Source organism: Rhodoferax sp. WC2427 (assembly GCF_040822085.1).
GTDB lineage: Bacteria > Pseudomonadota > Gammaproteobacteria > Burkholderiales > Burkholderiaceae_C > Rhodoferax_B.
Map to the genome: position 1 here is coordinate 4,170,784 of NZ_CP162006.1, position 21,923 is coordinate 4,192,706.

A 21,923-nucleotide genomic window follows, 5' to 3' on the forward strand; every position below is an offset into this window, starting at 1 on the left:
GCAACCACCCAAAGCGCTGCATTCACCAAAAATTAACCAGGAAATAACGTCACTTATGAACAACACACCCCCCCTCCAGGAGCCGATCGCCATCGTGGGAATGGCCTGCCGTTTCCCCGGCGAAGCAGAAAACATCGAGGCGTATTGGGAGGTTTTGCGCAGCGGCGGCATCACGGTAGGTGAGGTACCCGCCACCCGCTGGGACTGGCGCCGCCACTTCAGCGAGAACCCGGATGCGCCAGGACGCGCGTATGTCAAACACGGCAATTTCATCCGCCAGGACCTCCGTGCCTTCGATGCGGGATTTTTTGGAATTTCAAACCGCGAAGCCGAGGTGATGGACCCGCAGCAGCGCCTGCTGCTGGAAGTGGCATGGGAAACCATTGAGCATGCAGGCTCCGACCTGGCGGCACTGGGCGCCGCCCGAACCGGCGTGTACATCGGCGCATTTACCCTGGACAACCTGATTGGCCGCATGGGCGGGGCATCGCGCTTTGCGACGGGTTCGCATACGGCGGTCGGCTCCACGGCGACGATCCTGTCCAACCGGATTTCCCATGCCTTCAACCTGACCGGTCCCAGCCTGTCGGTAGACACCGCATGCTCGTCCTCCCTGGTGGCGGTGCACCTTGCCGCACAAGCCATCTGGAGCGGCGAGTGCGATGTCGCCCTGGCGGGGGGTGTCAACGTGATGTTCCGCCCGGAATATGTGATCGCCATGAGCAAGGGGCACTTCTTGGCGACCGACGGTCGTTCCAAAACCTTTGATGCTTCGGCCAATGGCTATGGGCGGGGCGAAGGTGCCGGTGTCGTCATGCTCAAGCCTCTGTCGCGTGCGCAGGCCGACGGCGACCGCATCCTGGCGGTGCTGCGTTCCACAGGCTGTAACCAGGACGGCCGCACCGAAGGCATCACGGTGCCCAACAAGGTCGCGCAAAGCAAGCTGATGCAGCAGGTGCTGGACCGCGCAGGGCTGGTACCCGACGACGTGCATTACGTGGAGGCCCACGGTACCGGAACGCCGCTGGGCGATCCGATCGAAAGCGCCGCGATCAGTTCGGTCTTCGGCGTTCACCGCGCCTATCCCATGCCCGTGGGTTCGGTGAAGGCCAACATCGGCCATCTGGAAGCCGCGTCTGGCGTGGCATCGCTGATCAAGCTGGTGCTGTGCATGCGCGAGCGCCAGCTGCCTGCGGTGGCGGGGCTCACCCACCTGAACCCGGCCATCGACTTCGAAGGCCTCAACATCCGGCCGCCGCGCGAACTGGAAGCTTTGCCGCAAGGGACGTTGCGCATGGCCGTCAATTCGTTTGGGTACGGCGGCACCAATGCCCACGCCATCCTGGAATCGCCTCCGGAGGCAGCCGCTTCGACCCCCGTCGCCGCAAGCGCGGATGGTTGGTGCATGCTGCCGATCTCGGCGCGTTCCGACGAGGCATTGGCTGACTTGGTCACCCAATGGAGCAACACGCTCGACACGATGGGCCCCGATGTGCCACGGTCTCTGCTGGCCACTGCCGCACTGCGCCGCACGCACCACGATTGCCGGGTAGCCTTTGCGGCCGATTCTGGCCCATCGCTGCGCAGCGCGGTGGCATCCTGGCTGGAAGCTCGCCCGCGTGCCGAACGCCCGCTCAAGAATACCGATGCCGTGTTCGTATTCACCGGCATGGGACCCCAGTGGTGGGGCATGGCGCGTGAGTTGCTCAGTAGCGACGCGGCCAGCCAGCAGCTCGCGCAGAAATTCGATGGCATTTTCAAGTCGCTATCAGGCTGGTCCTTGGTGGATGCCCTGTTGCAGCCAGAAGAAGCCTCTTTGGTGGCCAAAACCCATATCGCACAACCGGCCAACTTCTTGTGCCAATGGTTGGTGACGCAGTGGCTTGCAGCGCGCGGGGTTCGCCCTGCAGCGGTGGTAGGCCACAGCGTGGGAGAAGTGGGATCCGCCTGGGCCAGCGGCGTGCTGAGCCTGGAGGACGCCATCCGCGTCAGCTACCAACGCGCCAAGCTGCAAGCGACCACGGCGGGCCAGGGCGGCATGCTGGCTGTCGGTTTGTCGGAAGCGGATGCGCTGGCCCTGATCGAGAGCACCCAAGGCAAAGTTGAAATCGCCGCCATCAACGGCCCCACAGCGGTGACCTTGGCAGGCGACGAAGCATCGTTGAGCGATCTCGCCGGGCGGCTGGAAGTCCGCAGCATTTTCAACCGCCGCCTGAAAGTGGAAGTGGCCTACCACAGCCGCTACATGGATCCGATTCTGGACGACCTGCGCACCGAACTGTCGGGCCTGACCCTGCATACGGCCACCACGCCCGTATGGTCGACCGTCAGCGCACACCAGGGCTCGGATGGCCTGTTCGGTGCCGGGTACTGGTGCCGCAATGTGCGCGAGCCGGTGCGCTTTCGGGCCGCGATCGAAGACCTGCTGGACCATGGCTACCGGCTGTTTGTCGAGATCGGCCCCCATCCGGTGATCGGCGGCAACATCCGCGAAATCATGGCGCGCCGCAGCGACGAGGGCCGTACCATTTCCACACTGGTACGCGGCGCATCCGATTTCGTGCAGTTACACGCTACCCTGGGGCGCTTGTATGCAGCAGGGGTCGCGCCAGATTGGCAGCACCTCAATGGTCCGGCCAGCGCACAGTGGGATCTACCGCGCCACCCTTGGTTGCGCGACAACCTGTGGGCAGAGGCCGACAGCTGCGCACGCGAGCGCGCCTGTCCACCGGTCGGCCCCCTGTGCGGCGAACCGCTGGACCACCCCACGCCCACCTGGGAGCGGGCTATGAACACCTTGTACTTGCCGTGGATTGCCGACCACAAGGTCGACGGCATGGTGCTGTTGCCGGGTGCCGCGTATATCGATACGGCGTTTGCCGTTGCCGAACAGATGCTGGAGGGCGATGGCGCGCTGTGTGTCGAGAATGTAGAAGTCAGCCGCCCCCTGGTCCTGGAAGGTGATGCCACCCTGCTCTACCGCACCAGCTACAACCCCCAACGCAGCCTGGTGGAAATGGCCAGCCGCGAAGAGTCTGGTGGCCCATGGACTCGGCATGCGCAAGCCCGTATCAGCCGCGTGGCATTTGACGACAGCCTGCGCGCACCGGCGTTCGAGGGTGGAGAGTCCCTGGACGTCGCGTCCGCCTATGCCCGCTTTGCCCAGATGGGCCTGGTGTACGGTCCGGCCTGCCAACGCATCCAGACCCTGGCTGTGAGTGGCGACACCGTGCGTGCAGAACTGTCTGCGCTGGACAACGCCCCAGCCGACGTGAACCACCACTTGCATCCCACGGTGCTGGACGGCGCGTTCCAGTCCCTGTTGGCCGTCGTTTTGACCGGCGGCGACACACCGTGGGTTCCCACCGCCATCGACGAGATCACCTTGCGTGCGCCAGTGACCGGGCCGGTGGTGTGCATCGGCCGCGTGAAGAGCCGTTCCGAGCGGGAGATCGTGGGGGAACTTTGGCTGAGCGATGCGGCTGGCCAGTTGCTGGTGCATGTGGACGGGGTGCATTGTGTGCCTGCCAAGCGGGCCCACGACCCGATGCAAGGCCTGCTCTACACCGAGAATTTCGAATCGGTTCTGCCGGTCGGCGAACCCATGCGCCTGGGCGCATGGATGGTGCTGAGCGAAGACGGGTGTGCAGCCGGTAGTTTTGGCGAAGCGCTCACCCGGTCCTTGGTGCAAGCCAACGTGGCACGGCTGCTGGCCTTCGCAGTGGGCACGGCCCCTGGCCCGATGGCTATCAGCCGCATGGATGGTGAGCTAGAACTGAAAACGCTGTTCGCCGAATACCCCATCCACACCTTGGCAGGCGTGCTCTATCTGGCGGCAGGCATTGACTCCGCGCCAGCGCAAGCCCGGGCCCGCGTCGCCCGCGTACACGCACTGGTGAAGGCGCTGGGGGGCGACGACGCCGTGCCACGGGTTTACCTGGCCACTTGCAACGCACAGTCCGTCCAAGCCAACGACAGCGTGGCCGGGTATGCACAAGCCGCAGTCCACGGCTATGGACGTGTCGCGCACAACGAATTCACGGCGCTGGCGGTCACCCTGCTGGACCACGATGGTCATCCCGCCTCTGCTACCGCGCTGGTGGGTGAGTTGCTGGCAGATGATGTCGAGGACGACGTGGCACTGCGTGCCGGCACCCGTTGGGCACGCCGCGTACGCCCACTGTCTGCGCCGGAAATGCGCCAGGCCGCACTGGCCGATATGGTGGCAGAGCCGCAGGCGGTAGTGCTGGAGAAACAAGCGGGCGCAGACACGCACTGGCGTGCCATCGCAGTGCCCACGCCAGTCCAAACAGCTGATGGAGGACAAACAGCACTGGCGTTGCACGGCCTGGTGCAAGAGACGCCAGAAGGTGCGGATGGCGCCGCCTTGTGCGGGTTTACCGCCCAGGTCACCCAGGCCAACAGCCGCTGGAAAGTGGGCCAATGGCTGGTGGGTGCTGCGGTCATCCGCCCGGCCAGCCATATCGCCATCGCCGATGGGGCGCTCTTTGCGATGCCTATCGATGGCCCCCTGGTTGGTGCAGAGCGGGTGCTGACGCTGTGGGCGGGCATCCACGACGCGTTGCGGCGCGTGGTCCCGCTGGCCGAGACGCAGTCGCTTTTGCTGTTCGGCGGCAATTCCGAGCATGGCCGCATCGTGCGCGCCCTGGCACCCTTGCTGGGCATCGCACACGTCATCGACGCAGACCACTACGCGCCCCAATCACGCGGCATGGCAGCCCGCCTGGATGGCGCCAATGGGTCCATCCCGCTGGTGGTGTTTGCGGACATGGCGCACTTGAGCCCCCAAAAACTGCAGCTGCATCCTGGGGCACAGCTGGTGTGCATGGGTTCTGCACTGGGCATGGAGGTCGGGCCATGGCTGGGCTCGGCCGCCACCATTGGCGTACACCGCGTCGATGCCTTGGCCACCGTGCAGCGCGCGCCACAGCGCTTGGCAGCCAGTCTGCTGGCTTTGGCGGATGCCATTCGCCATAAAACACTGAAGCTGCCGGACAGCCAATGGCTCAGTGCCCGGCAATGGGTCGCGCAAGGAACCCCGCTGGGACAGGCTGTGTCGCTGCAAAGCCTGCCGCCTGCTGTTGCAGCCAATGCCGGGCATTTCGATCCGACCGGCGCCTGGCTCATCACCGGGGGATTTGGTGGCTTTGGCCTGGCTTGCGCAGAATGGCTGGCCGCACAGGGTGCAAATGAACTCATTCTGGTGGGCCGCTCTGGGGCCAATGCCGAAGCCGCCGAACGCCTGACCGTACTGGAACGCACAGGCGTGGTCGTGCGCCGCGTGCAGGCCGACATCGGCGACGCTGCCGCGGTGCAGGCTTTGTGCGCCACGCTGGCCCGCGAGAAGCTACCGCTGGCCGGTGTGCTGCACGCCGCAGGCACCCTGGCCGACATGACGATCCAGGAGATGGATGTCGCCGATCTGCAGCGTGTGATGGTGCCCAAAATGGACGGTGCGTGGCACCTTTCAGACGCACTCGACAGCAACGCATTGCGGCCACGGCACTTCATCATGTTCTCGTCGATTGCAGCGACCGTGGGCAATGCACGCCAGGCCAACTATGCAGCAGCCAACGTGGCGATCGATGCCTTGGCAGCCGCCCGGCGTGCGCGTGGTCTGCCCGCAGACTGCGTGGCCTGGGGCGCACTCAGCTTTGGCATGGGTGTTTCCAACGAAACCTTGACACGGCACTTTGAAGGCATGGGCATGCAGCCACTGTCGTCCGCTGTGGCCTTGTCGGGTCTGGAGCGCGTCCTCGCAGAGCGCCCTGGCTCGGTGGTCCTGGCGGCGGTCGACTGGGAGCAGTGGGGCCGCTTCGAGCCCACCGGAGGACGCTCACCGCGATTTGCCCACCTCACCGGAAAAGATGCGACCGGCGGCGAATCCGCGCTGAAGGCAGAGTTGGCAGCCATGAGCGTTCCCGAACGCGAAGAGATGGCCATGCTGATGCTGACCGAAGCCCTGTCCGGCCCACTGAAGATGGCGGCCGAACGGATCGATCCTGAACGCTCCCTGTCGGACCTGGGGGTGGATTCACTGATGGCCGTGGAAGTGCAAATTGCCATCAGCTCCGTGTTCGCCGTCGAGTTTTCGACACTCGAGCTGATGCGTGGCAACACCGTCAGCCTGCTCGCCTCCAGGGTACTGGAGCGCATGCAGATCGCGCAACCCACCGCCTGATCCTGCGGGATTCCACCACCCAGGAACCACCTTCCCCAAAGGAGGTGGTTCCTGGATGTCTGTCTCTGTGCAGGCCTCTGGCCCTAGCGCCCACTTCTACCACCACTACGCCCTTTCACCATGAACTCACCACAACGCGATGTCGCGCGCGCCCGCGCCAAAGAACTGATGCAAAAACATGCTGGCACGAACGCCAGCGCGCCCACGGCATCGGCCACAGCGCAGCACAGTCCACCCGCAGGCCCTGCCAGCTTTGAAAACTTCCCCGGCTACCAAGAGCATTGCCGCCAGCGCGACGCATTCGCAAAGTTCGGCATGCGCAACCCGTACTTCTCTCTGCACGACGGGGTACAGGCCGCCACGGTGGCGGTCAATGGCCGCGAGTACCTGAGTTTTTCGGGCTACAACTACCTGGACCTGGCCGGCCACCCCGCGCTGACCAACGCCTCCATCGAGGCCATCCGCCGCTACGGCAGCACGGTGTCTGCCAGCCGCGTGGTCTCCGGAGAGATTGCGCTGCACCAACAGCTGGAGCGCGACATGGCGGACTTTCTGGGCATGGACGATGCCGTCAGCTTCGTCAGCGGCTACGGCACCAACGTCAGCACCCTGGGCCATCTGTTTGGGCCTGGCGATCTGATCGTGCACGACGCGCTGATCCACAACTCGCTGATGACCGGTGCACGGCTGTCCGGTGCCCGCCGCATCCCCTACCCGCACAACGACTACGCCGCACTGGACCGCATTCTTGCCGAAGCCAGCAAGCAACACCGCCATACCGTCATCGTGACGGAAGGTGTTTTCAGCATGGACGGCGACATTGTCGATTTGCCCCAGCTGGTCGAGATCAAGAAGCGGCACAACGTCTTTCTGATGGTGGACGAGGCCCATTCATTCGGCGTGTTGGGCCAGCGCGGCGTGGGTGTGGCCGAGCATTTCGGCCTCCCCACCTCGGTGATCGACATCTGGATGGGCACGCTGTCCAAATCCATGGCATCGTGCGGCGGCATCATTGCCGGATCGCATGCCCTGATTGCCAATCTGCGCCTCAACGCACCTGGCGGCATTCTCTACAGCGTCGGCTTGTCGCCCGCGAACACGGCGGCGGCGATTGCGGCCCTGCAGGTCATGCAGGCCGAACCCGAGCGGATTGAAAAACTACGCCACAACAGCAAGTTCTTTCTGGAAAAAATCCGGGCCTTGGGTCTGGATGCCGGGCCGGCACAAGGTACGCCGGTCACACCGGTCATTCTGGGCAATAGCCTGAAATGCCTACGTGTGGCCGAACACCTGTTTGACAACGGCGTGCAAGTGCATCCCATCCTGTATCCGGCGGTGCCGGAAGAGGCCTCGCGCCTGCGCTTCTTCATCACCTCCGGGCACAGTGAAGAACAGCTGACCCACGCCGCAAATGCGACGGCTGCCGCCGTGGCAGCGGTGGCGTCCCAAGGGTGAGGCCGCCCATGCTGATACGTTTCACAGCCTTTTTGGTCCAGTGGCGCAACTGGTTGGCAGCAACCACTGTCGTGCTGCTGGGTCTGTGCAGCCTGGGCCTGCCCAAGCTGCATTTCGAGAACGACTACCGCATGTTTTTTTCACCGGACAACCCGGAGTTAAAGGCCTTTGACGATCTGCAGAACAAATTTGCCAAGACCGACAATGTGTTGATCGCCATCAAGCCGCGGCAAGGAGATTTATTCACCGCCGAGCGCCTCTCCATTTTGGAGAAACTGACGCGCGATGCCTGGCGCCTGCCAAGCGCACGCCGGGTCGATTCACCGGCCAACTTCCAGCACTCGGCGGCGATGGGTGATGAGCTCAACGTAGCTGCCGTTCTGGAACATTCCGACAAGCTGGACGCTGCGGGCATCGCGGCGCGGCGCGCCGTACTGCTGGGTGAACCGATGCTGGTCGGGCGCCTGATCTCCGCCGATGGCACCACGGCCGGTGTGGCAGTGGGCCTGGCCATGGACGAAGCCCGCAAAGATGAGCAGGTGCTGGAGGTATCCGCTGCTGCGAGAAGGCTAGCTGCGGATGTGATGCTGGCGCATCCAGATATGGAGGTTCGCCTGACCGGCTCCGCCATGCTCGACACGGCCTTCCACGATGCCGCGCAGGCCGATGGCCAGGTGCTGATTCCTGCCATGTTCACCGTCTCGCTGCTGCTGTGCTGGTGGTTGATGCGCTCCCTGGCCTTGTCGTTGCTCGTGGGCACCGTGATTGCCTGCTCGATCATGGCGGCACTGGGTATCGCAGGGCTTATGGGGGTTCCTCTGTCGCCCACAGCGGTCGCAGCCCCCAACATCATCATGACCATGGCCGTGGCCGATTCCATCCACTTTCTGGTGGCATGGCAAAACCAGGTCTCCAAAGGCGAAACCCGTGAACAAGCGATGCGCAACGTGTTGCAGAGCCATCTGACGTTGGTGGCATTCACCACGGCGGCAACCGTTGTCAGTTTTCTGACCATGAATACCAGCGATGCCCCTCCGTTTCGCGATCTTGGCAACATCACGGCCATCGGAGTGGTTGCCGCACTGTGGATTTCTTTGACCTTGCTGCCTGCCATCGCGATCGCGGTACCGGTGCGGTTCATTGGCCGTCCACGGGACCTGGTGCCGCGGGGTCTGGATGCCTTGCTCCAATGGATCATCCGCAAGCCCCGCACGATTGCGATCGTGGGTCTGGGCGGCGCACTGCTGTTCTCGCAGCTCCTGTGGTTGAACAAACTCGACGATGAATACGTCAAGTACTTCGATACCTCGCTGAGCTTTCGCCAGGACACGGACTGGGTCGAAAAGAACCTCACCGGCATCTATGAGCTGGAGTACATGCTGCCGTCGGGCCAACCCGATGGTGTCTATGACCCGCAGTATCTGAAACAAGTGGATGCCTTTGCCGTGTGGTTGCGGGCCCAGCCGGAAGTAAGCCATGTCAGTTCGCTGGCCGATGTTCTGCGCAAGCTGAACAAGAATTTCAATGGCGACGATTCGGCCCACTTCCGCATACCGGAAACACGCGCCTTGGCAACCCAATACTTCCTGGCCTATGAACTCGCGCTGCCCCAGGGCATGGATGTCAGCGACCAGGTGGATGTCTCGCGCAGCGCGCTGCGCATGACCGCCAGCCTGCGCAATATCTCCAGCGAACAGATACGGGCCGTGGAAGCGCGAGCACGTGCTTGGCTGGAGGCCAACGCCAACGAAAGCATGCATGTTGCAGCAACAGGCCCCAGCCTGATGTTTGCCAATATTGGAGAACGCAACATCTCCTCCATGATCTCGGGCGAGGTGGCCGGCATGGTGGTGGTGGGCCTGCTGCTGGGGCTGGGTTTGCGCTCTTTGCGACTGGGCATTTTGTCGCTGGTACCGACCATCTTGCCCGCTGCAGTCGCGTTCGGCGTGTGGGGCGTATTCGTGGGTCAAGTGGGCCTGGCTTCGTCGGTAGTGGCCGCCATGACGCTGGGCATTTTGTCCGACGACACGGTGCACTTCCTGGGCCATTACCGCGAATCGCTACGCAAGCAAGGGGACCGCACCGTCGCCGTCGAGCACGCCTTCCATGAAGCCGGTCAGGCCTTGTGGATCACGACGCTGGTGCTGGTGTCCGGCTTCGGCATCCTGGCGCTCTCGCACTTTCGCATCAATTCCCATCTTGGGATATTGACCGTGATCATTCTTATCCTGGGCCTGCTGGCCGATTTTGTGCTGTTGCCCGCATTGTTATTGTTTGGAGTCAAGAAAAAATGAAGTTCCCTAAAACCGCCCTCTCTCTGGTGTTGGCCACACTCGTATCCATCGCTCCGATGGCAGCCTATGCCGACGCGGCAGCGGACAAAGGTATGTCCATCGCGGTCGAGACCGACCACCGCGACGCAGGGTTTTCGGATTCAGTGGCCGAAGCCACCATGGAGTTGCGCGATGCCGCAGGCACCACGACCACGCGCCGTTTCAAAATGCTGACGCTGGAACAGAAGACCGATGGCGATCGGACCCTGGTGGTCTTCAACCAGCCGGTGGATCTTTCCGGCACCGCGGTGCTGACCTGGTCGCATGCCCTGGCGGCAGACGACCAATGGTTGTATCTGCCCGCACTGAAACGCACCAAGCGCATTGCCTCCAAAAACAAGGCCGCCGCCTTTATCGGCAGTGAGTACGCGTTTGAAGACCTGTCGGCCTGGGAGGTGAAGAAGTTCACCTACCGCCTCTTGCGCGAGGAAAACCTTGAGGGTGCAGATTGCTTCGTGGTGGAAAACACGCCGGCCTATGAAGACTCGGGCTATTCACGCCAGGTGGAATGGGTAGACAAAACCATGTACCAGCCGCGCCGCATTGACTACTACGACCGGGAAGGCGCTTTGCTCAAATCCATGAAGTTCAGCGACTACAAGCTCTATCTGGGCAAGCACTGGCGCGCCGGTGTCCAGAGTATGGAAAACCTGAAAACGGGCAAGAGCACCCGCCTGCAGTGGGCCAGCTGGAAATTCAAGACCGGCCTGACGGCAGGCGATTTCACGGCCGATGCCTTAGAGCGCCAGCAGTGAAATACGCCATCGTTGCCAGCGCATGGCTCTTGGCCATGCGCGCCGCCCTGGGGGCGGACGATGGCACGGCAGAAGCCAGTCTTTGGAAGCTCAAAGGCAATGCCGCACTGGGTGCCAGACTCTACGCCAGCCCCCACGAAGCCACCAAGGAGTCGGATCGCCTCGCGGTTCGGCTTGCGCCAGAGTGGCGCTGGGCGGACGGTGGCAAAACCTTCGTCATCAGCCCCGCGCTGTACCTGGAAGGAGCGCACAACGGGCGCACACGGGTGGACCTGAACGAGCTGTACTTCTCGACCCGTCTGAACGAGACCATCGTCAAGGTCGGGCTTACGCGGCTGTTTTGGGGCGTGACCGAGTCGCGCCACCTGGTGGATGTCGTCAACCCGCCCGATTTGGCGCACCACTATGCGGCGGAGCAGCGTCTGTCCACCGCCATGCTGTATGTAGCCCATCCCACGCCGGTGGGCCAGTTGGAGGCCCTGCTGCTGCCGTGGGAGCGCGATCCCGTGTATCCCGATACCGCGGGGCGGCCGCGCACCGACTTGCCCATCCACAATGCGGTGGAACACCCCAACGGCACCCCGCCCGCGTTCGCCGCACGGCTGGCCATCAGCCAGGGCGACTACGACTCCCACCTGTATTTCTTTCGCGGACTGGACCGTGAATCCGCGCTGACGGCACGCACCCTGCCTTACGCCGCCCCCACGGAATTGACGGCCACCCGCCGACTCGTCCGGCAATGGGGCGCCGACCTGCAAGTACCGGTAGGCAACTTTCTGGTCAAGTCCGAGCTGGCCCACCGCAGCGGCTACTCACGCGACTTCTTCTCTGGCGTGCTGGGGGGCGAATACGCCCTGAACGGCATCCACGGCAGTGTGGTGGACGTCAACCTGCTCGGTGAATACCAGTTTGATCTGCGCCCGGCGGATGCCCCGCTGACCACCCTGAGCCACGGCATCTATGCCGGGGTGCGGGTGGCCCTCAACGACCCCGCCAGCACCGAGTTCAAGTTCGGGGTGGTGGCAGAACCCTCCACCGGTGCCCGTCTATGGCGAGGCGACGCCAGCCGCCGTATCGCCAAGAACTGGACGGTCGAAGGAACCATGAGCGTGTTTGACAACGTGCGCAAGTCGCCCAGCTTGATGGACTACCGCAAAGAGAGCTATGTCGAGGTGTTGGCCAAATACCATTTCCAATAACCAGCTTGCTCAAGCCAGGTCCAGGTCGAACACCATCAGCCCCTGCAACCCGCCCTGGGCCGCCTGGACCAGCTTGGCACCGGTGGCCTGGTGCGCCGGATGCGCCTGGTAGGCGGCCAGGCCCTGCGGGCCGTCGAACACGGCGATGAAGCCGTCGGCAAAGCCGTGGTCCAGATCTTCGTAGCGGGCATTGGCCCCGGCGCGCACCTCCCGCAGGCCGGGCACCTCGCCCACCAGGGCACGCAGCTCGTCCCACAGCCCTTGCTTGGCGGCCTCGGTGATTTCAGGCCGGAAATGGATGAACACACAGTGGTGGATCATGCTGCGGCTCCTGCGTAGTCCACGGCCACGCTGCGCCCGGTGCGCGCACTTTCCAGCACCGCCAGCGCCACCGCCAGCGAACGCACCCCGGCCTGGCCGTCGGCCAGATCGTTAGGCTGGCCCTGGATGGCCAGGTGGAAGTTCTGCACGCCGCGGCTGTACAGGCTGATCTGGTCCAGCGGCAAAACCTGCTCGCCCTGGGCGTTCTTGAAGTCCAGCCGCCCGTCCGGCCCCTGGTGCAGGATGCCCACACCCTTGAGCGAGCCCTGGGTGCCGTGGATTTCCAGCCCCACGTCGGCAAATGGGGTGTTGAAGCCTTGGTGGGTAAAGGCCGTCAGGCCGCTGGGGAAGCGCCAGACCGACATGGCGTTGTCTTCCATGCCCTCGGCCATGCCGCTGTTGCTGGTCATGGCCACCACCTCGGTGGGGTACTCGCCCAGCAAAAAGGCCAGCGAATCGGCGTTGTGCACCGCAATGTCCAGCACCACACCGCCGCCTGCGCCTTTGTCCTTCAAGCGCCAGCCCTGCAGATGCGCGGGCAGGTACACCGAATGCTGCACCCGTGCCGACACCAGGCGGCCCAGCGCGCCCTGCTGGATCTTCTCGCGCATCAAACGGTGGGCGCTGTTGTGCCGCAAATGGTGGTTGGTGCCCATCACCACGCCCGCCTGGGCACAGGCTTGCACCATGCGCTGGGCGGCGGCCAGGGTGGTGGCCAGGGGCTTCTCGCACAGCACATGCAAACCCAGGCTGGCGGCATGCCGCACCGAAGCTTCATGTTTCTCGTTGGTGCTGGAGATGTAAACCGCGTCCAGGCCCAGACCGGCCAGCGCGGCTTCATCGTCGGTGGCATGGGAGATGCCATGGGTATTGGCAAACGCGCGGGCCCGGGCCAGATCGCCCGACACCACCACCACCACCTCGTCGCCCACCGAGCGCACGGCAGACACCATCCATTCGCCAGCAATGGTGCTGGCTCCGATAAAAGCCCAACGCATAAAGTCTCCTTAAAATGAGTATGAGAACGTTTTCATTTTGCCAAATACCCGCTTGACGTGCAATGTAAACGTTTGCATAATTTCTACAGAGACACACCATGCACCCTAGAAAAGCCAGTATCACCACCTTGGCCAAGGCCACCGGCCTGTCGTCGGCCACGGTGTCGCGCGCCCTGGCGGGGGCCGCCAGCGTGCTGCCGGAAACCCGCGACAAGGTGCTGCAAGCCGCCCGCGCACAGCACTACGTGCGGGACCGCGCCGCCGTGCACCTGAAAACCGGCAAAACCCACACGCTGGCCTTCATCCAGGACCGGCAGGATGCCACCCAACTCGGCTTCAAGGACTTCTTGCTCGGCCTGGGCGACGCCCTGCAGGGCACGGACTACCACCTCATCGTGCTGCCGCAGATCGCCGGGAACAACACCCCGAATAGCGCCCTGGACAGCGTGCAGTACGTCATCGAGCGCGGCCTGGCCGATGGTCTGGTGCTGACCTACACCGCACCGCAGGACGCCCGGGTGCGCTGGCTGCAGGACCAGGGCTTCCCCTTTGTCACCTATGGGCGCACCGCCCTGCCCGCGCACGACAGCGTGGACTTTGCCAACGAAAGCTTTGCCGCCATGGCGGTCGCCACCCTGGCGGCACAGGGTCGCACGCGCCTGGGCATCCTGCTGCCAGCACCGGGCACCACCTTTGCGCAGCACCTGGCCGACGGCTTTGCCCGCGCCTGCCTGCAATCCGGGGTGGCCGGTGAATGCATTGCTGCGGTCACGCTGGACGATTCCCCCGAGGCCATCTACCAATGGGGGCGCGCGCAGGCCACGGGCTTCGATGGCCTGGTGCTGACCCGCGAAGCGCCGGTGCTGCCCCTGCTCAGCGCGCTGGCCGACGGCGGCCTGCAGGTCGGGCCCGGCCACCACATGGAGCTGGTCGTCAAGTACAGCAGCCCCCTGCCCCGGTACATCCGCCAGCCGTTTTGGGCCTGTTTTGAAGACATGCACCGGGCCGGTCAGGCCCTGGGCAGCCGCATGCTGGCGCGGTTTGCCCAGCCCGAGCTGCCCGCCAGCCAAACGCTTTTTTCTCCCCCCACCCTGGAGCTCTTCCATGCAACAAGCTGACCCCAACCTCAACTTCCAAAGCCAGATCATCGCCGCCAAGCGCCAGTTGCGCGCCCAGATTCCCGACCTGAAAGAACGCTTCGAGGCCCTCACGCGCAACATCGAAGCCCAGGTGGAAACCATCGAACGCGAGCGCGCCCAGGGCCTGCAGCCCGTGCCCGAGGTGCAGTTCAACGAGCTCGACACGCTGGACGCGGCGCAGATCGCCCGCATCAAGCAACGTGGCTGCCTGGTGATCCGCGGCGTGTTCGCGCCAGAGCGGGTCGCGCAATGGAACACCACCCTGGCCGACTACATCACCGACAACCACTACCTTGACAAACAGGTCAGCAAGCGCGGCATCGACAAGTACTTCAGCGCCCTGGCCAGCTCCAAGCCGCAGATCTACGGCATCTACTGGTCCAAGCCGCAAATGGATGCGCGCCAGTCGGTGGAGCTGGCCCGGGCCCGGCGCTGGCTGAACCGCCTGTGGGACAGCCAGCACGACGGCAAACCGGTGTTCAACCCCGACCAGGAATGCACCTACTCCGACCGCGTGCGCCAGCGCGAACCGGGCGACGCCTCGCTGGGCCTGTCGCCCCACATGGACGGGGGCTCCATCGAGCGCTGGATCGACCCCGGCTACCAAAACGTCTTTCGCCACGTGTTTGGGGGCGACATCCGCCAGTACGACCCGTTTGCCGCCGCCTACCGCACCGAAACCCATGAAATCCCCTCCCCCGCCGTGTGCAGCATGTTCCGTACCTTCCAGGGCTGGACCGCGCTGACCCCGCAGGGCCCGGGCGACGGCACGCTGAACCTGGTGCCCATCGCCAATGCCATGGCCTGGATGCTGCTGCGCGCGCTACAAGACGACATCGCCGAAGACCAGCTCTGCGGTGCCCGCGCCGGCCGCGCCCTGGTGGCCTCGCCCGAGCACCACGCCCTGCTGCTGCGCGCCTATGGCCCCATCCCCAAGGTGAATGCGGGCGACACCGTGTGGTGGCACCCCGACACCATCCACGGCGTGGAAGACAAGCACCAGGGCACGGGCTACAGCAACGTGATCTATATCGGCGCCGCCCCCGACTGCGCCAAGAACCGGGCCTTTCTGGCCAAGCAGCGGCCCGCGTTCGAGGCCGGCAAGTCGTCGCCCGACTTTGCGCCAGAGGATTACGAGGTGGATTTCGTGGGGCGCTTCCAGCCGGAGGACCTGACACCGCTTGGGCGTTTGCAAATGGGGTACGCGTAGCCCCACGCCTGGCCACAAAATTACATATAAAAATGGCTGCCAGCGCTTATTCCAAAAGCGCAAGCAGCTATGAAATACATAGTAGGCATTCCCGGCAGCCGGTTTACATCTGGCTCATGCCGCCGTCGGCCACGATCTCCGTGCCGACGATAAAGCCGGACTCCGGCGACACCAGGTGCAGCACCGTAGCGGCAATCTCTTGCGGCGTACCAAAGCGGCCCAGCGGAATCTGCGTCTGGATGCGGGCGGCCATGGCCTGCAGTTGGTCGGCTGCCAGGCCCAGCTTGCCGTACAGCGGCGTGCTTACCGGGCCGGGGCTCACCACATTCACGCGCACGCCCTGCGGCAGCAGCTCGGCCGACAAGGTCTTGGCCAGCGAGATCAGCGCGGCCTTGCTGGCGGCGTAAACGCTGGAATTCGGCATGCCGATGTGGGCGTTGATGGAGCCGTTCAGCACGATCGCGCCGCCCCGGGTCATCAGTGCGGCCAGGCGCTGGACCAGGAAGTACGGGCCTTTGACATTGGTGTCAAAGCTGCTGTCCCACAGCGCCTCGTCGATCTGCGCCAGCGGGCCAAACTTGGCCACCCCAGCGTTGATGAAGACACCGTCGATCACACCCATCTGCGCCTGCAACTCGGCCACCAGGGCGGCCTGGGCCGACACGTCCCCGGCTTCGCTGACCAGGGCCAGCGCGTTCGGGCCCAGCTCGGCCTTTACGCGGGCCAGGCTGTCGGCATCGCGGCCGGTGATGGCCACCCGTGCGCCTTCGCGGGCAAAAGCGATGGCGGCCGCGGCACCGATGCCACTGCTGCCACCGGTGACCAAAATATTCTTTCCTGCAAAGCGGTTCATGATTTTTCCTTCGATGGTTTCGTTGATTCTTCAACCCCGGCGGGGCTGATGGATCAAGTGTCTGGCGATTGGCGATGCCAGAGACACCACCATTTCGATGAACCCGTGCGAAACTATCGAACATGTTGAGCCTGGACGATTTACAGCTGCTGGAAGCCGTGCGCGCCACCGGCAGCCTGTCGCGCGCGGCCGAGCGCCTGGGCAAGGCTGCGTCCACCGTGTCGTACGCCGCCCGCCAGCTCGAAGACCGGCTGGACGCGCTGCTGTTCGACCGCGCCGGTTACCGCATCGCGCTCACCCCGGCAGGCCTGCTGCTGGTCGAACAAGGCGCGCAGATGCACGCCCAGGCCCGGCGGCTCACCGAACGCGTCAAGCAGGTGGCGCGCGGCTGGGAGTCCGAGCTGCGCATCGCCACCGACGAGCTGGCCAACATCGAAGCCCTGCTCCCCCTGGTGGCCGACTTCGATGCGCTGCACAGCGGCGTGCGCCTGCGCTTTGCCCACGAGGTGCTGGGCGGTACCTGGGAAGCCTTGCTGGACCAGCGCGCCGACCTGGTGGTGGCCGCCACCAACGAACCACCTGCGATGGCGCACCTGCAGTGGTTTGCACTGGCGCAACTGGAGTGGGTGTTTGCCGTCGCGCCCCGGCATCCGCTGGCCCAGGCCCCCCAACCGTTGGCGATGGAGGCCATCACCGCCCACCGCGCTGTGGTGGTGGCCGACACCTCGCGCCTGGGCCTATCCCGCAGCTACGGCGTGCAAACCCACCAGGAGCGGCTGGCCATGCCCAGCATGCGCGCCAAGATCGCCGCCCAGGTAGCTGGCCTGGGCGTGGGCTGGTTGCCGCTGGAAAAGGTACGCCACCATTTGGAGCGCGGCACGCTGGTGGCCCTGCCCACGCAAGACCCGCGCGAACCGAATTTGCTGTTTGTGGGCTGGCATTCGCACCGCGCCGGGCCCGCGCTGCAGTGGTGGGTAGACAAGCTGCGCGACCCCCGCCTGGTGCCGCCGCTGCTGCACGCGAACGACTGACGGCCTGGATCGGAACCTTCAGCCTTTTAAGCCTCTAGCGCCCATTCCATCAGCGCAAGCAGCTACCAAATACATAGCATCTGAGTTTCAGGCGATCAGCTGCTCGGTTTGCACATCAAAGCAGACCAGCTTGCTGAGGTCCACCAGGAACTGCGTCTCCTGGCCGGGTGCCAGTGGTGCGTCGGGCTCGACCCGGGCGGTGAACTCGTGGCCGCCCACATTGAGGACGACCAGGGTGTCGGCACCCGTGGGCTCGATCACTTCCACGCGGGCCTGCACCAGGCGGTGCATGGCGGATTCGACGGCACCGTCGCGGGGCAGGCTGATGGCTTCGGCGCGGATACCGGCGATCACTTCCTTGCCCAGGTAGGCGCGCAGCCCTGCGGGCACGGAAGGCAGATCGATGCGCACCGCGGGGCGGTCGCCTTGCTGCATTTCCAGTGCCATGCCGTCGCCCTGCGCCAGTACGCGGGCCCGGGCCAGGTTCATGCGCGGCGAGCCCATGAAGCTGGCCACAAAGGTGTTGGCCGGGCGGTTGTAGACCTCGTGCGGGCTGCCCAGCTGCTGCACCACACCGCCCTTCATCACCGCGATGCGGGTGGCCAGGGTCATGGCCTCGATCTGGTCGTGGGTAACGTAGACGATGGTGGCTTTCAGGCGCTGGTGCAGCTTCTTGATTTCGGTGCGCATGTCCAGGCGCAGCTGGGCGTCCAGGTTGGACAGGGGCTCGTCAAACAAATACAGCTTGGGCTCGCGTGCCAGGGCACGGCCAATGGCCACGCGCTGGCGCTGGCCGCCGGAGAGCTGGCGCGGCTTGCGCTGCAGCAGGTGTTCGATCTGCAGCAGCTTGGCCACGCTGGCCACGCGCTCGGCGCGCACCTCCTTGGCCACCTTGCGCATCTCCAGCGGGAACTCGATGTTCTTGGCCACCGTCATGTTGGGGTACAGCGCGTACGACTGGAACACCATGGAAATGTTGCGCTCGGCCGGGGCCACCTGGGTGATGTCCTGGCCGTCCAGGCGCAGGCTACCGGCGGTGGGGTCTTCCAGCCCGGCAATCACGTTCATCAGCGTGCTCTTGCCGCAGCCGCTGGGGCCCACCAGCACCAGAAACTCGCCGTCGGCCAGCGAGATGGTGATGTCGTGCAGGATCTGGATGTTGTCGAAACTTTTTTGGATGTGGACGAGATCGAGCGAAGCCATAAATTCAACCTTTTACCGAACCGGCCATCAGGCCGCGGACGAAATATTTACCCGACACCAGGTAGACGATGAGCGTGGGAATCGCGGCGATGAAAGCCCCGGCGAAATGCACGTTGTATTCCTTCACCCCGGTGGAGCTGCTCACCAGGTTGTTCAGCGCCACGGTGAGCGGAAACGAGGTGTAGTCGCTGAAGGATGCGCCAAACAAGAACTCGTTCCAGATGTTGGTGAACTGCCAGATCACGGTCACCACGATGATGGGCGCGCTGTTGGGCAGCAAGATGCGCAGCAGCACCCCAAAGAAGTTGGCCCCGTCCATGCGCGCCGAGCGGATCAGCTCGGTGGGAAACGCCGCGTAGTAGTTGCGAAAGAACAGCGTGGTAAAGCCAATGCCGTACACCACGTTCACAAAAATCAGCCCCTTCACCGTGCCCGCCAGCCCCAGAAAACCCAGGGTCTTGGCCATCGGAATCAGCACGATCTGGAACGGAATGAACACCGAGAACAGCATGGCCGCAAACAGCGCGTGCGCAAAGCGCATCTTGAACTGGGTGAGGATGTAGCCGTTCAAGGCACCGATCAGTGTAGACAGCACCACCGCCGGAATCACCAGCAGAAACGAGTTGACAAAGTAGGGCTTCAGCCCCGTGGCCTGCACCCCGATCTGGGCAGTGCTCCAGGCGCTGCGCCAGGGGGCCAGCGTCCACTCCATGGGCAGCGACATCAGGTTGCCGCTGCGGATTTCGTCCAGCGGCTTAAGCGAGTTCACCACCATCACGTACACCGGCAAGATAAACATCAGCGCCGTGCCAACCAAAATCACATACAGGGCGATGCGCAGAAAGCGCGACAAGGTCTTATCCATTTTTGACCTTTCGCATTTCGCCGTACAGATAGGGCAGCACCACCACGCCGATGGCCACCAGCATCAGCACCGAGCTGGCGGCACCCACGGCCATTTCGTTACGGGTAAAGGTGTACTGGTACATGAACACCGAGGGCAGCCAGGTGGAGCGGCCCGGGCCGCCGTTGGTCAGCGCGATCACCAGGTCATAGGACTTGATGGCCATGTGCGCCAGGATCACAAAGGCCGAGATGAACACCGGCCCGAGCTGCGGAATGATGATGCGCTGGTAGATCTGCCAGCTCTTGGCACCGTCCAGGCGGGCGGCGTTGATCTGCTCGGAATCCACCCCGCGCAGGCCCGCCAGAAACATGGCCATCACAAAGCCGGTGGTCTGCCACACGGCAGCAATCACCACGCAGTAGATGGCCATGTCCGAGTCCTTGATCCAGCCAAAGGTGAAGTTGCTCCAGCCCAGGGTCTGCATGGTGTGCTCCAGGCCCACGCCGGGGTCGAGCAGCCATTTCCAGGCCGTGCCGGTCACGATGAAGGACAGCGCCATGGGGTAGAGAAACACCGAGCGCAGGCCGCTCTCGGCGCGCACTTTCTGGTCGATCAAAATCGCCAACGTCAGCCCCAGGGCCATGGCGATCACGATGTACAGCGACGCAAACACCCACAGGTTGGACAAGGCCACCGACCAGTTCTCCAGCCCCATCAGGCGGACGTAGTTGGCGGTGCCCACCCACTCGTACTGCGGCATCAGTGTCGAGGCGGTGAACGACAAATAAATCGTGAACATGATGTAGCCGTAGACGCACACCAGCACCAGCAAGGCGCTGGGGGCGATCAGCAGCTTGGGTAGAAAACCAGCTTTCATTCCGGACCTTACGAGGGAAATAGAAAAGCCGACGCTAGCGCGTCGGCCCGCACACCGACAGGGCGAAAACCCGCCCTATCGCGCCCGCTCAGGACTTGGCGGCAGCGGCCAATTCCACGACCGCTTTCTTCGAGTCGATCTGGCCATTAAAGTGGCGGGTGATCACGTCGTAGAAGGCGTTCTTGATGGACGCAGGGACGGCGTGGCCATGCGCCATGGAGCCGACCAGGGTGTTCTTGCTGTTGGCTTCGGCAAAGTCCTTCATGGCCTTTTTGCCGCAGTCGTCAAAGTCCTTGTCGGACACGTCGGTGCGCGCTGGCACCGAGCCCTTGACCACATTGAAGGCCGACTGGAAGCCGGGCTCCATGATGGCGGAGGCCAGCTTGGTCTGGGCGGCTACCTTGTCGGCACCCACCTTGAACATGGCGAACTGGTCGGAGTTGAACGACACCACGCCCTGCGTGCCGGGAACGCGGAAGCAGGAGAAGTCTTTGCCCGGCACCTTCTTGGCACCAATGAACTCGCCCTTGGCCCAGTCACCCATGATCTGGAAACCGGCCTTGCCGCTGATCACCATGCCCGCGGCCACGTTCCAGTCGCGGCCCGAGAAGTCTTTGTCGACCAGCTTGCGCAGTTGCGACATGCGGTCAAAGGCCTTGAGCATGGTGGGCGAGTTCAGGGATTTCGGGTCCAGATCGATGAAGGCCTTGCGGTAGAAATCCACACCGCCGGTGGAGATCACCACGCCGTCGAACATGGTGGCGTCCTGCCAGGGCTGGCCGCCGTGGGCCAGGGCGATGAAGCCGGCCTTTTGCAGCTTCTCGCCGTCGGCAATGAATTCGTCCCAGGTCTTGGGGTCGGCGGTGATACCGGCCTTGGCCAGCACTTCCTTGTTGGCCCAGACCCAGTTGGTGGAGTGCACGTTGACCGGTGCGGCGACCCACTTGCCGTTGAACTTGGAGAAGCGTTGCAGCGCGGCGGGCACGGTCTTGTCCCAACCTTCTTTGGCGGCCACGTCGTTCAGGTCGGCCAGCACGCCTTGCTTGGCCCAGTCCTGGATGTCAAAGCCCAGCATCTGCACGGCGGTGGGCGGATTGCCTGCGGTGACACGGGCGCGCACCGCCGTCATGGCCTGCTCGCCACCGCCACCGGCGACGGGCATGTCGTTCCACTTGATGCCCTGCTTTTCCAGGTTGCCCTTGAGCACGCCCAGCGCCGCGGCCTCGCCACCGGCAGTCCACCAGTGCAGCACTTCGACGCTTTGCTGCGCCATGGCCGGTACGCTGAAAGCGGCGGCCAGCGCCACGCCCATGATTGTCTTTTTCATCCGTTGTCTCCTGTCATTGTGGTGGTGGAATCACCGGCAGGCCCGGGGTTCTGTGCCCCAGGTCCGTGCCGGTGAGTGCGTGGGCGCGGCCATCGGCGTGCCCCCTGTATCCGGGGTAGCAGTGCACGGCCCGGAGTCGTTAAGTATTTATTAATTAAATACGAATGACACAG

15 protein-coding genes are annotated in these 21,923 nt (G+C 64.0%); 8 read left to right on the forward strand and 7 right to left on the reverse strand.

Annotated elements, in window-relative coordinates; all coding sequences use genetic code 11:
* Positions 1–55: 55 nt before the first annotated feature.
* The 5 genes from AB3G31_RS19425 (at position 56) to AB3G31_RS19445 (ending at position 11,944) form a co-directional block, all read left to right on the forward strand.
* The gene (locus AB3G31_RS19425; protein ID WP_367847704.1) at positions 56–6,202 is read left to right on the forward strand and encodes an SDR family NAD(P)-dependent oxidoreductase; all 6,147 of its coding nucleotides are present in this window, start codon (positions 56–58) and stop codon (positions 6,200–6,202) included.
* A gap of 120 nt (positions 6,203–6,322) precedes the next feature.
* Complete coding sequence (locus AB3G31_RS19430; RefSeq protein ID WP_367847705.1) at positions 6,323–7,657, forward strand: aminotransferase class I/II-fold pyridoxal phosphate-dependent enzyme; 1,335 nt, start codon at positions 6,323–6,325, stop codon at positions 7,655–7,657.
* An 8-nt stretch (positions 7,658–7,665) separates the two neighbouring features.
* Positions 7,666–9,951: an RND family transporter gene (locus AB3G31_RS19435; RefSeq protein WP_367847706.1), complete on the forward strand. Its 2,286-nt coding sequence runs from the start codon at positions 7,666–7,668 to the stop codon at positions 9,949–9,951.
* The gene (locus AB3G31_RS19440; protein WP_367847707.1) at positions 9,948–10,745 is read left to right on the forward strand and encodes an outer membrane lipoprotein-sorting protein; all 798 of its coding nucleotides are present in this window, start codon (positions 9,948–9,950) and stop codon (positions 10,743–10,745) included. Before AB3G31_RS19435 ends, AB3G31_RS19440 begins: the two co-directional genes overlap by 4 nt.
* Positions 10,742–11,944, forward strand: coding sequence for a hypothetical protein (locus AB3G31_RS19445; RefSeq protein WP_367847708.1), 1,203 nt, complete (start codon positions 10,742–10,744; stop codon positions 11,942–11,944). The genes AB3G31_RS19440 and AB3G31_RS19445 overlap by 4 nt, the downstream gene beginning before the upstream one ends.
* Before the next feature lie 9 nt (positions 11,945–11,953).
* On the opposite strand, the gene AB3G31_RS19450 is transcribed toward AB3G31_RS19445, so the two are convergent.
* Positions 11,954–12,265, reverse strand: coding sequence for a Dabb family protein (locus tag AB3G31_RS19450; RefSeq protein ID WP_367847709.1), 312 nt, complete (start codon positions 12,263–12,265; stop codon positions 11,954–11,956).
* Positions 12,262–13,263: a Gfo/Idh/MocA family protein gene (locus tag AB3G31_RS19455; protein ID WP_367847710.1), complete on the reverse strand. Its 1,002-nt coding sequence runs from the start codon at positions 13,261–13,263 to the stop codon at positions 12,262–12,264. The genes AB3G31_RS19450 and AB3G31_RS19455 overlap by 4 nt, the downstream gene beginning before the upstream one ends.
* A 98-nt stretch (positions 13,264–13,361) precedes the next feature.
* Between AB3G31_RS19455 and AB3G31_RS19460 the strand changes: the two genes are divergently transcribed.
* Positions 13,362–14,381: a LacI family DNA-binding transcriptional regulator gene (locus AB3G31_RS19460; protein WP_367847711.1), complete on the forward strand. Its 1,020-nt coding sequence runs from the start codon at positions 13,362–13,364 to the stop codon at positions 14,379–14,381.
* A complete protein-coding gene (locus AB3G31_RS19465; protein WP_367847712.1) occupies positions 14,368–15,612 on the forward strand; it encodes a YbiU family protein in 1,245 nt (414 codons plus the stop codon). The genes AB3G31_RS19460 and AB3G31_RS19465 overlap by 14 nt, the downstream gene beginning before the upstream one ends.
* Positions 15,613–15,715: 103 nt before the next feature.
* Here AB3G31_RS19465 and AB3G31_RS19470 read toward each other — a convergent pair whose 3' ends face one another.
* Entirely contained in the window at positions 15,716–16,465 is a 750-nt protein-coding gene (locus tag AB3G31_RS19470) for an SDR family oxidoreductase (protein ID WP_367847713.1), read from the reverse strand.
* A 122-nt stretch (positions 16,466–16,587) separates the two neighbouring features.
* Between AB3G31_RS19470 and AB3G31_RS19475 the strand changes: the two genes are divergently transcribed.
* On the forward strand, positions 16,588–17,496 hold the full coding sequence (locus AB3G31_RS19475; protein WP_367847714.1) for a LysR family transcriptional regulator: 909 nt from the start codon (positions 16,588–16,590) through the stop codon (positions 17,494–17,496).
* Positions 17,497–17,583: 87 nt separating this feature from the next.
* On the opposite strand, the gene AB3G31_RS19480 is transcribed toward AB3G31_RS19475, so the two are convergent.
* From AB3G31_RS19480 to AB3G31_RS19495, 4 genes are all read right to left on the reverse strand, one after another.
* A complete protein-coding gene (locus AB3G31_RS19480; protein WP_367847715.1) occupies positions 17,584–18,699 on the reverse strand; it encodes an ABC transporter ATP-binding protein in 1,116 nt (371 codons plus the stop codon).
* Between the two features lie 4 nt (positions 18,700–18,703).
* Positions 18,704–19,564: a carbohydrate ABC transporter permease gene (locus AB3G31_RS19485; RefSeq protein WP_367847716.1), complete on the reverse strand. Its 861-nt coding sequence runs from the start codon at positions 19,562–19,564 to the stop codon at positions 18,704–18,706.
* On the reverse strand, positions 19,557–20,423 hold the full coding sequence (locus tag AB3G31_RS19490) for a carbohydrate ABC transporter permease (protein WP_367847717.1): 867 nt from the start codon (positions 20,421–20,423) through the stop codon (positions 19,557–19,559). The genes AB3G31_RS19485 and AB3G31_RS19490 overlap by 8 nt, the downstream gene beginning before the upstream one ends.
* 88 nt (positions 20,424–20,511) lie before the next feature.
* Positions 20,512–21,750 carry an ABC transporter substrate-binding protein gene (locus AB3G31_RS19495; protein ID WP_367847718.1) on the reverse strand — a complete coding sequence of 413 codons (1,239 nt, stop codon included), beginning with the start codon at positions 21,748–21,750 and terminating at the stop codon, positions 20,512–20,514.
* Positions 21,751–21,923: the final 173 nt, after the last annotated feature.

What these genes read in the sequence shown, in the direction of transcription:
- AB3G31_RS19475 (WP_367847714.1), top strand. Translation starts at nt 16,588, where the DNA reads ATGTTGAGCCTGGACGATTTACAGCTGCTGGAAGCCGTGCGCGCCACC.
- AB3G31_RS19455 (WP_367847710.1), bottom strand. Translation starts at nt 13,263, where the DNA reads ATGCGTTGGGCTTTTATCGGAGCCAGCACCATTGCTGGCGAATGGATG.
- AB3G31_RS19465 (WP_367847712.1), top strand. Translation starts at nt 14,368, where the DNA reads ATGCAACAAGCTGACCCCAACCTCAACTTCCAAAGCCAGATCATCGCC.
- AB3G31_RS19460 (WP_367847711.1), top strand. Translation starts at nt 13,362, where the DNA reads ATGCACCCTAGAAAAGCCAGTATCACCACCTTGGCCAAGGCCACCGGC.
- AB3G31_RS19435 (WP_367847706.1), top strand. Translation starts at nt 7,666, where the DNA reads ATGCTGATACGTTTCACAGCCTTTTTGGTCCAGTGGCGCAACTGGTTG.
- AB3G31_RS19450 (WP_367847709.1), bottom strand. Translation starts at nt 12,265, where the DNA reads ATGATCCACCACTGTGTGTTCATCCATTTCCGGCCTGAAATCACCGAG.
- AB3G31_RS19425 (WP_367847704.1), top strand. Translation starts at nt 56, where the DNA reads ATGAACAACACACCCCCCCTCCAGGAGCCGATCGCCATCGTGGGAATG.
- AB3G31_RS19480 (WP_367847715.1), bottom strand. Translation starts at nt 18,699, where the DNA reads ATGGCTTCGCTCGATCTCGTCCACATCCAAAAAAGTTTCGACAACATC.
- AB3G31_RS19495 (WP_367847718.1), bottom strand. Translation starts at nt 21,750, where the DNA reads ATGAAAAAGACAATCATGGGCGTGGCGCTGGCCGCCGCTTTCAGCGTA.
- AB3G31_RS19490 (WP_367847717.1), bottom strand. Translation starts at nt 20,423, where the DNA reads ATGAAAGCTGGTTTTCTACCCAAGCTGCTGATCGCCCCCAGCGCCTTG.
- AB3G31_RS19470 (WP_367847713.1), bottom strand. Translation starts at nt 16,465, where the DNA reads ATGAACCGCTTTGCAGGAAAGAATATTTTGGTCACCGGTGGCAGCAGT.
- AB3G31_RS19440 (WP_367847707.1), top strand. Translation starts at nt 9,948, where the DNA reads ATGAAGTTCCCTAAAACCGCCCTCTCTCTGGTGTTGGCCACACTCGTA.
- AB3G31_RS19485 (WP_367847716.1), bottom strand. Translation starts at nt 19,564, where the DNA reads ATGGATAAGACCTTGTCGCGCTTTCTGCGCATCGCCCTGTATGTGATT.
- AB3G31_RS19430 (WP_367847705.1), top strand. Translation starts at nt 6,323, where the DNA reads ATGAACTCACCACAACGCGATGTCGCGCGCGCCCGCGCCAAAGAACTG.